Raw genomic sequence first — 14,464 nt, forward strand, 5'->3', positions numbered from 1 at the left:
CTATCCGGCCTTCCTGCGGCGTGGGGCGGTAGGCGCGGGCTCCGGAGCGTGGTCCGCTTCTGGCACGGGCTCTTCCAGGGAGCCGGAAAGCGCCGGCTTGCCGCCCGTAAGCGGGAGGAGCAGATGCCCCTGGTCGCGGTCCACCGGCTTTGCTGCCTTTTTCCGGCGCTTGACGGCATCCGCCGCCGGCCTCGCTTGGTTCAGGGCCAGGAGGCGGCGCAAGACCTCCTCGTCGGCGATGTCGGCCGCCCAGCCATAGGCGGCGGCAACCGCGGCGTCGAGGGCCGCATGGGCATTCACAAGGAAGGCCGGGCGCTGGTTGTAGAGGGTGGTCAGGGTGCGGGTCTTCAGGATCGCCGCCGCCGCCTCGTTGCGCGGCAGCAGGCGGTCGGGGAAGCCCTTTACCACCTCCGGCTCCGCCGTCACGAGGTCCGGCGGGTTCAGCCAGTTTTCCCGCAGCTCGTTCAACCGCCGCGCCGCCTCGGCGATGGCCTGCGCGCGGGGATCGTCGGCATAGGAGGAGGCAGGGAGGTCGGGCGTCAGGCCCTCCGGGAAGGGGAAGGTTTCGAATGTGGTCGAGGGGGTGTAGCGGGGCCGGTCCTCCAGGCTCGTTCCCAACCGCAATGCCCAGAGTTCGTGGAAGCGGCTGTGCAGGATGCCGAAGGTCGTGTCGTCGTCGCGGGCGATGGCGATTACTTGGCAATCGGGCAGGGTGCCAGATTCTGTCCAAACAAAGATGCGATGCTTTGCGACACGAGGTGATGCGACGAAACGGGCCAAGGGAGCCAATGCCGCTCGGAGCGTGGGCATCGGCTCGCCCAATCTCCACCAATTCTTCCGGCGACTTTCGCGCCGCACCTGCTCTCTGAAGGGCTTTACGACGCGTTCAAGATGAGAAAATGGCGCCTCATGAAGCGCTGCGCTGCTTATGCTCATCATCGCAAAATCAACGATCCAAGTATCGGACTTTCGCCTTGTCAGGTCCAATCCGTTGATCCAGGGTTTGAGAACCTCCTGGTTTCGAGAGTGATCGGGATTCATTGGAAGCTTCAACCATTCCCGCGCAAGCGCTCCGGAAATGGTGAAAGAGCCATTCTGCTGTGTGCCGATGAAACATACCCCGCCATTCTCCGCCAGCGGCTTCGCCGTCGTCAGATCCACACCGCCCGCCGTCAGGTCGGCGAAGATCTCCGGCACCTTGCGGCCGTTCAACCGGGGCGTCTCGTCCAGGCCCTTGGGGCCGAAGCACACCAGCGACACGCGGACGGCGGCGCCGTCCACGGTCCAGGGCTCGTCGGACCACGCTTCCAGAATGGTGCCGCCGGCGCGGATGCGGTCGAGGACGCTGCGGTTGGCGCCGCCGCGGATGGAGTTGGTGGCGACCAGCCCGACGCGTTCGACCTTGCCCTCCTCCAGCAGAGCGCGCGCCTTCTCGAACCAATAGCAGACGAGGTCGGCCGCACCCGGCACCCGCCCGTCGAACAGGCGGCGCAGGCGCGTGACATACGCCTCTCCCAGTTCGCCCAGCATCGTCTTGTCGCCGAGAAAGGGCGGGTTGCCGACGATGACCAGCCGGTACGGCTCCCCGTCATCGCCACCGCCGCCTTCATCGCCGCCATCCCGGTGCTCCGCGGCCAGGGCCTGCGGATCGGGCCAGCGGCTCTCGCCGCCGATCAGGTCGACCAGCGCGTCCTTCTGCTCGATGGTTTTCAGCGATTGCAAGATCGGGTTGCGCGGCACGTCGTAGCCATGGCGGCGCATCCACTGGATCGCGCCGATCCACACGGAGATGCGGGCCAGCTCGACGCCCAGCGGATTCACGTCGATGCCCAGCACCGCTTCCGGCCCGATGGTCTTCGGTCGTCGGTTTCCTTTCAGGTCGAGTTCCAGCTGGCGGGGAAAGCCGAAACTCTCCCCGTCGATCACCACCTCATGTTCCAGATCCTTCAGTTCGCGCAGGGCGAGATATAGGAAATTGCCGGAGCCGCAGGCCGGATCCAGCACGCGGAGCCGGCGCAGCTGCGCGAGGAAGCGGTCATGGAGCGCCCGCGCCTCGCGCAGCACCCGTTCGCGCCGCCTGGGGGCAGCCTTGGCCTCGGCGAGCAATGCAGCGATCCGCTCCCGCACCGCCGCCCAGTCGCGGCGCAACGGCCGGGTGATGACCGGCTCGACCAGCTTCATGATGGTCGCTTCGGGCGTGTAGTAGACGCCGACCGCCCCTTTGGAACGGCCGTCCCGGTCGCGGCGCACCACCTCGCGCGCCAATGCCCGGCGGCGCTCCGGGCTCAGGCCGCGCTCGAACAGTGTGCCCATGATCGTCGGGTCGATCTCCGACCAGTCGAGCCGGGCCGCCTCGCGGACGATGTCGAACTCGTCGCCGTCCAGCGGCAGGGCGCCGGCATCCTCGAACAGGCCGCCGTTGAACCAGTCGACCTTTTCGAAGCCCAGCCGCCCGCCGGTCTTCATCGACCGGAACAGCTGCTCCGCCAGGGCGGTGAAGTCCGCCGGGTCGCGGGCGGCCTCGTCCAGCAATTGCGTGAACAGGCCCTTGCCGAGCAGGCCGACATCCTCGGCGAACATGCAGAAGACCAGCCGCATCAGGAAATGGGCGACGGTCCAGCGGTCGTGCCCGCGCGCCACCATCCGGGCGGCCAGCGTCGCGAACCGGCCCGCCACCTCCTCGGTCAGCATGGCCCGCGTCTGGCCGGGCCGCAGACGTTCCGGATCGGAAAAGGCCCATTTCAGGATGTCGCGGCGGCCGGGATCGAGCAGATCCGGCAGGCCGATCTCGTGCGTCACCGTGACCGCGTTGGTCCAATTCGTGTAAATCCGGATCCGCGCCATGTCGCTGACGATCAGCAGCGGCGGATTGGCCAGGGCCGGCGCGTAGCGCTGCAACTGGGCATAGGCCGCGTCCAGGTTGCGGCCGGGCCCCTTGTACTCCCAGGCGAAACAGCCACGCTTCCACACATCGGCCCGTCCGGGGCGCCCGTCCGTCTTCGCGACCGCCTTTTCAAAGCAGTATTCGGTTGCCGACGGGTCGGCTTCGGCGGGAGGCCTCTCCGCCAGGACGTGGCAGAGATCGATGAAATGCTCGTGCGAACCCTGGCTCTCGCCCAGCGAGGACCGCCCCCATTTGCGGACGAACTCCTCCACCGTCATGCGAGGCCGCATGGCGTTGTCAAACATCGTGATCCGTTCTCTGGCATGTCTACCCAAACCAGAGTCGAGCCGAAGATTTTAAGGGAAGATTAAATGCAGAATGCAGGCTGTAGATGACTGTATTCTGTGCGATCATGCATATGCATGGTATTTTAAAATGTTCGTTATCATTGGAGATATCTGCAAGTAATAATACATGTGTATTCTTCGATTTTTCGGTTCATACATGTTGGGTTCTTTGCGGGCATGCCGACCCCAGCCTTGGCACGGCCGCGCTTTCCCATCCTTTGTGGTCGCAAGGGCGGCATCCCGTGGCAGGCGTCCGGAGGCGACGGGGCGGGAGAGGGAGCGAACGGCACCCTCTCCCATGCCGCGACATTTTGCCGCATATCTGGGCTGGACTGTGTAGTCGCTACGGCAGCTCCGCCTGGAGAAGGCCGTCGGGCAAGCCGCGGGCCTCATCCGCGCTGCCGGCCCCATTCCCGCCTCCGGCACCGAGCAGCCTGTCGATCCTGTCGCGCAGGGCCAGCAGCGCCGAGCGGTCCTTCTCCGCCAGATCCGGCGCGGTGTCGATCCGGTCCAGCTGGCGGGCGCAGCGCCGCACCGCCGACAAGGCACGTGGAACGGCCGGCAGCGCCTCGCGCCGCATCCGCCGTGCCTGTCGCACGGTGAGCGCTCCGCCCGCCGCCTGCCGCCACAGCTCCGCCTGCGCCGACGCGTCGCGCACCCGCGCGATCTCCACCAGCAGCGAGCGCGACACCAGCCGTCGCGCCTGCGGGTATTCCGCTTTGATCCAGTCCGGCAGCCGGTTCAGGCCTAGCATGTCGCCGATCCAGCTCGTGCTGCGCCCGACCAGCCGGGCCAGCGCTTCGCGTCCCCAGCCCCGCTCCACCAGCCGCTGGAGCGCTTCGGCCAGTTCCAGCGCGTCCAGCCCCTGGCGCTGCATGTTCTCGACCAGCGACAGCACCGCAGCGCCTTCGTTGGTCACCGGCACCGCCGGCACGCCGGCTCGGCCGAGCGCCTGCATCGCGCGCAGCCGCCGTGCGCCGGCCAGCAGCTCGTAACGCCCATTCCCCAGCGGACGGACCATGATGGGCTGCAACAGCCCGACCTCCTCGATGGATCGGGCGAGCGAATCCAGCCCGTCGTCGTCGATGCGGCGGCGGGCATGGCTGTCGGGCACGGCGATGGCGGCGACGGCAATGCACGCGGCGTCGCCCATGGCGGCAAGGCTCATGGCACACGAACTCCTGGGGCGGGCAAGGGAGGGGTCGGGGACTTTGCGGGCGCAGCTGGCCCGCTGACGACACGACACTGCCGTTCCTCAGGCATATTGTCAATATAAAGGAAATAAATCCTGCAAAATGTCGGCCGACGGTCAGGCGCTGCGGGCCCGGTCCGCCTGTTCGCGCAGGCTCGTCACCGTGTGCGTCGGGCTGATCGCCTCCGGGTCGATGACCAGTTCCAGCAGGGCGAGGCGTCCTGCCGCCATGGCGCGCTCGAAGGCCGGCATGAACTCTCCGGTCCGGGTGATGCGTTCGGCATGGGCGCCGAAGCTCTGCGCCAGGGTGACGAAGTCGGGATTCTTGAGCTCTGTGCCGCTGACGCGCCGGGGATATTCGCGCTCCTGGTGCATGCGGATGGTGCCGAACATGCCGTTGTTGACCAGCACCACCACGATTGCCGCCTCGTACTGCGCGGCGGTCGCGAGTTCCTGCACGCTCATCATGAAGCAGCCGTCACCGGCGAAGGCCACCACCGGCCGTTCCGGATGCAGAAGCTTCGCCGCGATTGCCGCCGGGATGCCATAGCCCATCGAGCCGGAGGTCGGCGCCAGCATGGTGCGGAACCGGCGGTAGCGGTGGAAGCGGTTCGGCCAGATGGCGAAATTGCCGGCCCCGTTGGTGACGATGGTGTCCGGCGGCAGGGTCTCGCGCAGCCAGCCCATGATCTCGCCCATCTGCAACGGGCCGGGGATGGACGGCGGATCGGTCCAGGCGAGATAGGCGTCGTGAATGGCCCTGGTGCGTTCCCGGAGCCGTTCCGGGTTCCGGCGGGAGGCCGGCGGCGCCAGCGCGGCGAGCGCCCTGGCGGTCGTGCGCATGCCGGCATTGATGGCGAGCGCCGGCTGGTAGACGCGGCCCAGCTCCTCGACCCCGGCATGGACATGCACCAGGGTCTGGCGCGGGCACGGGATGTCGAGCAGCGTGTAGCCGCCGGTCGTCGCCTCTCCCAGCCGCGGGCCGACGACGAGCAGCAGGTCGGTCTCCTGGACGGTCCTGGCCAGGGCGGGGTTGACGCCGAGGCCGAGATCGCCGGCATAGTTGGGATGGGCGTTGTCGAACAGATCCTGCGAGCGGAAGGACACGCCGACCGGCAGATCCCACGCCTCGGCGAAGCGGCGGATGTCGTCGCAGGCCTCCGCCGTCCAGCCGCCGCCGCCGACCAGCAGGAGCGGCCTCTCGGCCGTGCCCAGCAGCCGTTCCAGCTCCGCCAGATCCTCCGGCCGCAGGCCGGGCTCTACCGCGCGGTACGGTTCGGCCGGGCGGGGGGCCGCCCGTTCGACCAGCATGTCTTCAGGAAGCGCAAGCACCACCGGTCCCGGCCGGCCGGACGTCGCCGTGTAGAAGGCGCGGCCGACCATCTCGGGGATGCGGCCGGCCTCGTCGATCTGCGCCACCCATTTGCTGAGCGGGCCGTACATGCGGCGGTAATCGATCTCCTGGAAGGCCTCGCGCTCCTGCGCGCTCCGCTCGATCTGGCCGATGAAGAGGATCATCGGCGTGGAATCCTGGTGCGCGATGTGGACGCCGTGGCTGGCGTTGGTGGCGCCCGGTCCGCGGGTGACGAAGCAGATGCCGGGGCGGCCGGTGCATTTGCCGTAGGCCTCGGCCATCATCGCCGCTCCGCCCTCGTGCCGGCAGATGGTGACCGCGATCTCCGGGGCATCGACCAGCGCATCGAGCACGGCGAGGTAGCTTTCGCCCGGCACGCAGAAAACCCGGTCGACCCCGTTCAGGCGCAGCATGTCGACCAGAAGGCGCCCACCGGTGGCCGGGGCGGATCCGTTGTTCATCGAGATCTCCTTTTCAGTGCGTCGGCAAGGCGGCGGTCCGTCGCCTTGCCTTGCGGACGCACGACTCCCGTCGCTCCGGCGGTGCCGAAGCATCGCTTCACGTCAGCGATGTGCAGTGGTTCAGAGTCTGTCTGATGCTTATTGAAGCATCAGACAGACTCTAAGCTTTTGGTTTTCGGTGTGATTCACGCTTCAAGCGAGTCCGCTTGAACCGATCACACTCTAAAGCCGGCGCGTTACGACGACGGGCCGGTCTTGGCCTCTCCGGCGACGGCGAAATGCTCGGGCTCGATCTCGTTCACCATGATGCGCACGCTTTCGCGCGGCGCGCCGAGGGTGCGATGGATCGCCTCCGTGACCTCGCGGTACATGGCGGCCTTCTTTTCCTGCGACCGGCCCTTGATCAGGGTGATGTTGACGATAGGCATGATTCCTCTCCCTTCGGATCGATTGTCAGTGTCGAGACGCTCATTTCCCCACGACATGCGCGACGGAGCGGAGGCTGCCGAGCTGGTAGGGCATCAGCTTCGCCACCCGGACCAGCTCCTCGCCGATGCCGGCGATCCTGGCCTCGTCCATGTCGCGGGAATGCCCGGTCACCACCAGACAGCCGACATGGCCGTTGTTCCAGGTGGGGATATTGGCGGCGATGGCGGTCAGGCCGACATGGTGTTCGTCATGCGCCACCACATAGCCCCGCAGGGCGGAGACGCGCAGATCCTCGTCCAGCTCGGCATGGCTGACGATGGTTTGCGGGGTGTAGACCTTGTAGGGCTCCGGCCCGAGGACGGCGGCACGTTGCTCCGGATCGAGGCTGAGCAGCAGCGCCTTGCCGGAGCCGGAGCCGTGCAGCGGCCCCTGGAGCCAGGTGTTGTAGTAGGGCGACAGCGATCCCGGAGCCTGGGCGATGTCGGTCACCATCCGCTCGGTGCTGAGATAGAGGACGAGCACCACGGTTTCCCGCAGGTTGCGCGCCAGCTCGATCAGGACGGAGTGCGATTCCCGCCGAAGCTGGTTGATGGGATGCATCAGCGGCAGCGGCAGCAGGCCCTTGGGCGACGGGGCATAGCGCTTGGAATCGGCTAGACGGACGACGTAGCCGCTGTCCTCCAGCGTGCGCAGCAGGCGCAGCGTCGTGCTCTGGTCCAGGCGGGTCAGCGCCGCGACCTCGCCCAGCATCAGCGGCTGCGGTGCATCGACGATGGCGTCGAGGATCGCCAGCCCGCGGGCGAGCGTGCCGGCCGGTCCTTCGCGCTCGCCGTCGTTGCCGGCCTTGGTCCGTTCCTCGTCCGCGCTTTTCACCATGGCTGTGCCCTGTGTCGTTGTCCTGCCGGGAGAGTGGGCGGCAGGCCGGCCCAGCCGTCGGACCTGTGCTCTCCCGGAAGATGTGTCAAGGTTTTTGCGTGTCATGGGGTCCGGCCGGCTCCGGATCGGCGCCCCAGCCACTGCTTTGCGATCTCCCCGCCGCCTTCATCCTGGGCGGGGGGACGGCCGGGCGGCGGCAGGCCGTCTTCGAACTTCACCGGATAGCCGACGACGCGAATCGGTCCGCCGCTCGCGGTCTCGAAGCTGTGGAGCAGGTTGCGCCCCGCGACCTGATCGGAGGCGAGCGCCTGGACGACGGAGCGCACCGCACCGGCGGGCAGGCTGCGGGCGGCGAGCCGCTCCATCCAGTGGGCGCGGGGCCGCTCGCGGAACCGGGCGGCGAGCCGCTGGCTGAGCAGGACGCGGTTGGCGACGCGGTCGGCATTGGTGCGGAAGGCCGGATCGTCGCGCATCGCGAGGTCCTCGAGCACGGATTCGCACAGGGTGCGGAACTGCCGGTCGTTGCCGATGGCGAGCACGAACGGCCCGTCGGACGTCTCGAACACCTCGTAGGGCACGACGTTGGGATGGGCGTTGCCGTAGCGCCGGGATTCCGCCCCGGTGGCGAGGGCTCCGGCGGCGACATTGGCCATCGCCGCCAGCTGGCAGTCGAACAGCGCGACGTCGAGGAACTGTCCGCGCCCGGTCCGCTGGCGGCCGAGCAGGGCGGCCAGGATCGCCTGCGAGGCATAGAGGCCCGAGAAGAGATCGGAGACGGCGACGCCGACCTTGGTCGGCGGCCCGTCGGGAAATCCGGTCACCGACATCAGGCCGGTCTCGCCCTGGATGACGAAGTCATAGCCGGCGCGGGCCGCTTCCGGCCCCGTCCGGCCATAGCCGGAGACCGAGCAATAGATCAGCGCCGGATTGACCGGCTTCAGGTCGTCATAGCCGAGCCCGAAGCGGTCGAGGGTGCCGAGCTTGAAATTCTCGATCAGGATGTCGGCCTCGGCGGCCAGATCGCGGATGAGGCGCTGGCCCTCGGCGCTCTTGAGGTCGACGGTCAGGCTGTGCTTCGACCGGTTGGCACAGGTGTAGTAGGCGGCCAGATCGCCCATGTAGGGCGGACCCCAGCTCCGCGTCTCGTCGCCGTCGCCGGGGCTCTCGATCTTCAGGACCTGCGCGCCCAGGTCGGCCAGGCACTGGGTGCACCAGGGGCCGGCCAGGACACGGGAGAGGTCGAGGACGCGGATGCCGTGGAGGGGACCCGGGGAACGGGCCAGGGAGCGGGCCGCATCCGGCGCCGCGCCGCCATCGAACACTGTCATTTCTTCGATCCATAATCATCTGTGGCCGCGGCCCAGTTGCGCTGCCCCGGGAGTGCTTTCAGAGCGCGGCGCGCATCGGGTCCAGGCGGTCCCAATCGAAGGTGAAGCCGACGCCGGGGCGATCCGGCACCAGGATGGTGCCGTCCGTCTCGACGGCCATCGCCTCGCGGAACAGCGGCCCGAACCACGGCATGTGCTCGGCATGGATGGCGCCGGCCGACGACGCCACCAGATGCAGGCTGTGTTCGGTGAAGATGTGGGGCGAGAAGGGCACGTCGTGCGCCGCCATCAGCCCGATTGCCTTGCGGAACTCGGTGTAGCCGCCCATGCGTTGCAGGTCGGGCATCAGGATGTCGGCGGCACGGGCCTGGATCTGCCGTTTCAGGCCGTAGCGCGTGTATTCCGTCTCGCCGCTGGCGATCGGGGTGTCGAGCGCCGCGGCCAGGGCGGCGCTGCCCTCGTCGTTCCAGGTCGGGACGGGTTCCTCGAACCACACCAGTTCGAACGCCTCCAGCGCGCGGCCGAGCCGCAGGGCATGGGCCGGGGTGAGGCCCTGGTTGGCGTCCACCATCAGGGCGATGTCCGGCCCGATGGCGTCGCGCACCGCCTCGATGCGGGCGATGTCGTCCTGCCAGCGCGGCGAGCCGAGGCGCAGCTTCATCGCCTTGAAGCCCTGGCCGACGAAGGCCCGCGCTTCCTGCCGGAGTTCGTCCAGCCCGGAGGACAGCCACAGGCCGCCGCTGGCATAGACCGGCACGCGGTCGCGGTGGGCGCCGAACAGCCGGTAGAGCGGCTGGTTCGCCACCTTGCCGATGATGTCCCAGCAGGCGACGTCGATGGGCGTCATGGCATGCAGGGCGAGCCCGGCCTGCCCGCAGAAATTCAGATGGCGGAACAGGTCGGACCACAGGGCTTCGACCTGGAAGGGATCGCGGCCGATCAGCTTCGGCTTCAGGCTGGCCGCCAGTTGGGCGATGGAGCGCAGGCGGTCGATGCCGAAGCAGAAGCCATAGCCTTCGCCCGACACCCCTTCGTCGGTCCTGACGGTCAGCAGCAGGCACGACACCGTGCTGATCTCGTGGATCGCGGTGCGCAGCGGGCGGTCCAGTTGCAGGTCGACCGCGGCCAGTTCGATGTCGGAGATGCGCAAAGCCCTGCCTCCCGCCTGCCGCGGCCCCCGTCTTATGGGAAGGGCGCGGACAGTTCACGATGGTGATTGTTCTTGAGGCGCATCGTCGCGCCGGACCGCGTTTGTTGCAACAGTTTTTTCATTCAGTGCATTGTTCATATCAAAATACGCGGATCACCCCGTTCGTTCCGGTTTGCCCAATCAATGGGAACCGTTCCCCAGACGTTACGTTCGGCCCGTTGGATCGACTTTTCCATGGCTAGGAAAGGCGAGAGTTCGCTCGGATTGCCGTTTGGTCCGCAAAAGGCGACGTTTGAAACCTAGCCACAACCGGGAATGGGTTCCTCGGCCATCTCGACATCTTCCGACAAAAAAATGACGCGGAATGAAAAATGTCTTGCGAAATAATGTTCGGCTCAGAGATGATCAGTCCAAAGCACGATACATAAGAAGGGAGGAACCATGACCACCCACCGGATTCCCGCCAGGATGCATCTCGGCCCCGCAAGCTTGAGCGCCGCGGGCCTGGCCCTGGCGGTCGGCCTGTTCGCCGGCACCGCCGCTGCCGACACGACGCCGGTGAAGATCGGCTGGCTGTCGTCGCTGACCGGCCCGCTGTCGTCGGCGGCCGTCGCCGAGAACCAGGGCGTCAAGTTCGCCGTGGACGAGATCAACAAGGCCGGCGGCATCGACGGGCGGAAGATCGAGCTGATCACCCGCGACACCGCCGGCGATCCGACCAAGGCGGTCAACTTCGCGCAGCAGCTCGTGCTCAGCGAGAAGGTGGACTTCGTCATCGGCCCGGTGAATTCCGGCGAATCGCTCGCCACCGTTCCCATCCTCGCCCGTGCCGGCGTGCCGAACATCATCATCGGCACGGTGGACGAGCTGACCGATCCGCAGAAATACCCGCGCGCCTTCCGGGCCATCGCCACCAACGAGCAGTGGATCGGCAGCGCCAACGACTATGCCATCAAGACGCTGAAGCGCAGCAAGGTGGCGATCATCGGCGACACCACCGGCTACGGCACCTCCAGCGCCAAGAAGGCCGAGGCGATGTTGGCCGATGCCGGGATCAAGCCGGTCTACAGCGTGCTGATCGACGCCAACAAGACCGACCTGACCGACGAGATGACCAAGGCGCGGGCCGCCGGGGCCGACGTCGTCATGCCGTGGTCGGCCGCCACCGGCCTGCTCGCCCGCGTGCTGAACGCGCGGGGCAACATGCAGTGGGACGTGCCGGTCGTCGGCCATCCGGCCATCATGGGGCTCCCGATCAAGGATCTGCTGAACAAGCCGGAATACTGGGAGCAGACCTATGCCGCCGGCTACAGCAGCACGACCTACGGTGCCGACGGCAAGCTGCCCGGCCCGACGACCGCGCTGATGGACAAGATGCGGCCGGAGTTCGGCGGCACCATCAACTTCACCTTCTGGTGGGTCACGCTGGGCTACGACACCGTCAAGATCATCGAGCATGCGGTGAAGACGGCGGGCTCGACCGACAAGGCCGCCGTCCAGAAGGCGCTGGAGAACACCCAGAGCCTCAAGGGCACCTATGCCGATTACAGCTGGGGCACGAAGCAGCGCAACGGCTTCCCCGACTCCGGCATCGTGATCAACAAGGCCAACACCTTCAAGGACGGCAGCTTCGAGGCCGCCCCGCACTGAGCCGGCCCGAGCCGGGCCACCGGCATCGGACCCATGGCTTCACGCACGGCCCCGGCGCGGGCCGACGACCGGCGGTCCGCATCGGGCCGCGCGGTCTGCCTTCGCGCCGTCTTGCAATTCCGCAGCAATTCACAAACGGATGGGCAGCATGCTTACCGTTCTGGTGTCGGGGCTGGCGATCGGCGCGCTCTATGCGGCGACGGGCCTCGCCTACAACATCATGTTCTCGACCTCCAAGGTCCTGAGCGTGACGACCGGCCACATCTGCATGCTTGGCGGTGTCTTCGGCGCCTATTTCATGCTCGACCTCGGGCTTCCGGCGCCGGTGGCGCTGGTCGGCGCGGTGCTGGTCGGGGCGGCCTTCGGCCTGCTGACCGAGGTCATCGCCATCCGCCGCGTCCTCGCCCGCTCCGACGAGCATCTCTGGCTGCTCAGCACGCTGGCGCTGGCGACCATGGTGCAGCAGGCGGTCGGCCTGTGGTGGGGCACCGAGCCCCGCCCGTTCCCGCGGCTGGCCGATCAGGATTTCACGGCCGGCGTGCTGGACCAGAAATACTGGCTGCCGATCGCGGCGGTGGTCGCCATGGCGCTCGGGCTCGAATTCTTCTACCGGCGGACGATGTACGGCAAGGTGTTCCAGGCCGTGTCGGAGGACGCCTTCGCAGCCCGCGCCCGCGGCATCGCCACCGACCGCACCCGCGCCCTGTCCTTCGCCATCGCCGGTGCGCTCGGCGGGCTGGCCGGCTTCGCGGCGGGGCAGCTGACCTTCGCCTTCTTCGCGCTCGGCCTCACCCTCACGCTCTACGGCTTCATCGCGCTGGCGGTCGGCGGGCTGGGCAGCAATGTCGGCGCCCTGGTCGGCGGCGTCGCGCTGGGCCTGTTCCAGACGCTCGCGACCTACCTGTTCGGCGGCGAATACCAGCAGACGATTGCGGTCGGCCTGCTGATGGTCGTGCTCCTAGTCAAACCCGAAGGTCTCTTCGGCTCCAAGAAGGTCCGCCCGGTATGACGACATCCTCCCTTCCGCGCCTGGGGACGCTCGCCGTCGGCGGCATCCTGGCGGTGACCCTGCCATTCTGGGTCGGCGACTTCTACCAGCTCCACCTCGCGGCGCTGATCGGCGTCTACTGGGTGCTGATCGCCGGCCTCAATCTGGTGGTCGGCTACACCGGCCAGCTGTCCATCGGCCATGTCGGGCTGCTGTCCATCGGCTCCTACGCCTTCGCCATCCTCGTCGGGCGCTACGGCGTCGATCCGCTGCTGACGTTGGCGCTGGCCGGGGGGCTGGGCGGGCTCTGCGGCTTCCTGCTGGGCCTGCCGTCGCTGCGCCTTCCCGGCTTCTACTTCGCCATGGCGACGATGGCCTTCGCCCTGATCATGGCGGAGCTGTCGCTGGCCCAGGGCGGCCTGACGGGCGGCGGCGCCGGGCTTCCGGTGCCGGGCTTCGAGGCGCCCTTCGACACGCCGACCGGCTTCTACTGGCTGGTGCTGCTGGTCGCGGCGCTGATCACCTGGATGACGTGGAACGTCGCCCGGCTGATGTGGGGCAGGGGGCTGATCGCGCTGCGCGACAGCGAGGTGGCCGCCGCCGCGGTGGGGGTGCCGATCTTCCGGCTGAAGCTCACCGTCTTCACCTTCAGCGGGGTCACCGCCGGGATCGGCGGCGCGCTGTTCGCCTCGCTGCAGAGCTACATCACGCCGGAAACCTTCGTCTTCGAGCTGGGGCTGTTCTTCTTCGTCTGCATCATCATCGGCGGCCGCGGCAGCATTCTCGGCCCCTTCGTCGGGACGGTGGTCCTGACCGCCCTGCCGGAGATGGTGGCGCCGCTCGCCAAGCTCGGCAACTTCTTCTACGGCCTGCTGCTGCTGGCGGTGGTGCTGGTGGTGCCGGAGGGCATCGGCCACGTCATCAAGTCGGTCCTGGCCCGTTTGCAGAAGAAAGGCCCGGAACCGAAGGGCCTCCAGCCCGACATCGGCCGCCTGGCCGCAGCCGTCCGGCGGGGCATGGAACAGGACATCCAACGGGGACACGCATCATGAGCACGCTGGTTGCCGACACAGTGAGCAAGCGCTTCGGCGGCGTGACGGCGCTCAGCAACGTGTCGCTCGAATTGCGGGAGGGCGAGATCCACGGGCTGATCGGCCCGAACGGCAGCGGCAAGACGACCCTGCTCAACCTGCTGACCGGCTATTATCAGGTCGACGAGGGCGACATCCGGCTGGACGGGGAGTCGCTGGCCCGCTCGCCGGTGCAGCAGCGCCCGCGCGTCGGCATCGCCCGCACCTTCCAGAAGCCTCGCCTGCTCGGCAGCCTCAGCGTGCTCGACAATGCGATGCTGGGCGGCTGGTGCGAGACCCGCGCCGGCTTCCTGGAGACCGCCCTGGCGCTGCCGCGCGCCCGCCGCGAGGATCGCGCTCTGCGCGACCGGGCGGAGGAACTGCTGCACGGCGTCGGGCTCGGCTATGCCATCCATCGCCGGGCGAGCCTGCTCGACCATGCCGAGCAGCGCTTCCTGGAGATCGCCCGCGGGCTGGTCATGCGCGCCCGCTTCATCCTGCTCGACGAGCCGGCCGGCGGCCTGACGGAGGGGGAGATCGAGCATCTCGCCAGCATCGTCACCGCGCTGCGCGACGCCGGGATCGGCGTCCTGCTCGTCGAGCACCACACCGACTTCGTGTTCAGCGTGTGCGACCGCGTCACGACGCTGAATCTGGGGCGCATGATCAAGCACGCCACGCCGGCCGAGGTGCGCAGCGATCCCGAAGTCATCCGCGTCTATCTGGGAGCGTGAG

At 67.9% G+C, this 14,464-nt stretch carries 11 protein-coding genes; 4 read left to right on the top strand and 7 right to left on the bottom strand.

Annotation, left to right across the window (positions count from 1 at the left end):
• From ABNQ39_RS34125 to ABNQ39_RS34155, 7 genes are all read right to left on the bottom strand, one after another.
• A complete protein-coding gene (locus ABNQ39_RS34125) occupies positions 1-3,189 on the bottom strand; it encodes a class I SAM-dependent DNA methyltransferase (RefSeq protein WP_376966872.1) in 3,189 nt (1,062 codons plus the stop codon).
• A 385-nt stretch (positions 3,190-3,574) separates the two neighbouring features.
• Positions 3,575-4,399, bottom strand: a complete 825-nt coding sequence (locus ABNQ39_RS34130; RefSeq protein ID WP_376966874.1) for a ParB/RepB/Spo0J family partition protein — start codon at positions 4,397-4,399, stop codon at positions 3,575-3,577.
• A 141-nt stretch (positions 4,400-4,540) separates the two neighbouring features.
• The gene (locus ABNQ39_RS34135) at positions 4,541-6,238 is read right to left on the bottom strand and encodes a thiamine pyrophosphate-binding protein (RefSeq protein WP_376966876.1); all 1,698 of its coding nucleotides are present in this window, start codon (positions 6,236-6,238) and stop codon (positions 4,541-4,543) included.
• Positions 6,239-6,474: 236 nt separating this feature from the next.
• Positions 6,475-6,666 (bottom strand): 2-hydroxymuconate tautomerase, encoded by a 192-nt coding sequence (locus tag ABNQ39_RS34140; RefSeq protein ID WP_098734949.1) that lies wholly within the window; start codon positions 6,664-6,666, stop codon positions 6,475-6,477.
• Between the two features lie 40 nt (positions 6,667-6,706).
• Entirely contained in the window at positions 6,707-7,543 is an 837-nt protein-coding gene (locus ABNQ39_RS34145) for an IclR family transcriptional regulator (protein WP_376966878.1), read from the bottom strand.
• Positions 7,544-7,644: 101 nt separating this feature from the next.
• Positions 7,645-8,871, bottom strand: a complete 1,227-nt coding sequence (locus ABNQ39_RS34150; protein WP_376966880.1) for a CaiB/BaiF CoA transferase family protein — start codon at positions 8,869-8,871, stop codon at positions 7,645-7,647.
• Positions 8,872-8,929: 58 nt separating this feature from the next.
• Entirely contained in the window at positions 8,930-10,021 is a 1,092-nt protein-coding gene (locus ABNQ39_RS34155; protein WP_376966882.1) for a mandelate racemase/muconate lactonizing enzyme family protein, read from the bottom strand.
• Between the two features lie 441 nt (positions 10,022-10,462).
• Between ABNQ39_RS34155 and ABNQ39_RS34160 the strand changes: the two genes are divergently transcribed.
• The 4 genes from ABNQ39_RS34160 to ABNQ39_RS34175 all read left to right on the top strand — a co-directional run bounded on the left by ABNQ39_RS34160 (position 10,463) and on the right by ABNQ39_RS34175 (position 14,463).
• A complete protein-coding gene (locus ABNQ39_RS34160; protein WP_376966886.1) occupies positions 10,463-11,671 on the top strand; it encodes an ABC transporter substrate-binding protein in 1,209 nt (402 codons plus the stop codon).
• A 148-nt stretch (positions 11,672-11,819) separates the two neighbouring features.
• The gene (locus ABNQ39_RS34165) at positions 11,820-12,680 is read left to right on the top strand and encodes a branched-chain amino acid ABC transporter permease (protein WP_098735126.1); all 861 of its coding nucleotides are present in this window, start codon (positions 11,820-11,822) and stop codon (positions 12,678-12,680) included.
• Positions 12,677-13,711: a branched-chain amino acid ABC transporter permease gene (locus tag ABNQ39_RS34170; RefSeq protein WP_376966888.1), complete on the top strand. Its 1,035-nt coding sequence runs from the start codon at positions 12,677-12,679 to the stop codon at positions 13,709-13,711. The genes ABNQ39_RS34165 and ABNQ39_RS34170 overlap by 4 nt, the downstream gene beginning before the upstream one ends.
• Complete coding sequence (locus ABNQ39_RS34175; protein WP_376966890.1) at positions 13,708-14,463, top strand: ABC transporter ATP-binding protein; 756 nt, start codon at positions 13,708-13,710, stop codon at positions 14,461-14,463. The genes ABNQ39_RS34170 and ABNQ39_RS34175 overlap by 4 nt, the downstream gene beginning before the upstream one ends.
• Position 14,464: the final 1 nt, after the last annotated feature.

Origin of the sequence: Azospirillum sp. A26 (genome assembly GCF_042604635.1) — a bacterium.
In the GTDB taxonomy this organism is placed as follows: Bacteria; Pseudomonadota; Alphaproteobacteria; order Azospirillales; family Azospirillaceae; genus Azospirillum; species Azospirillum palustre.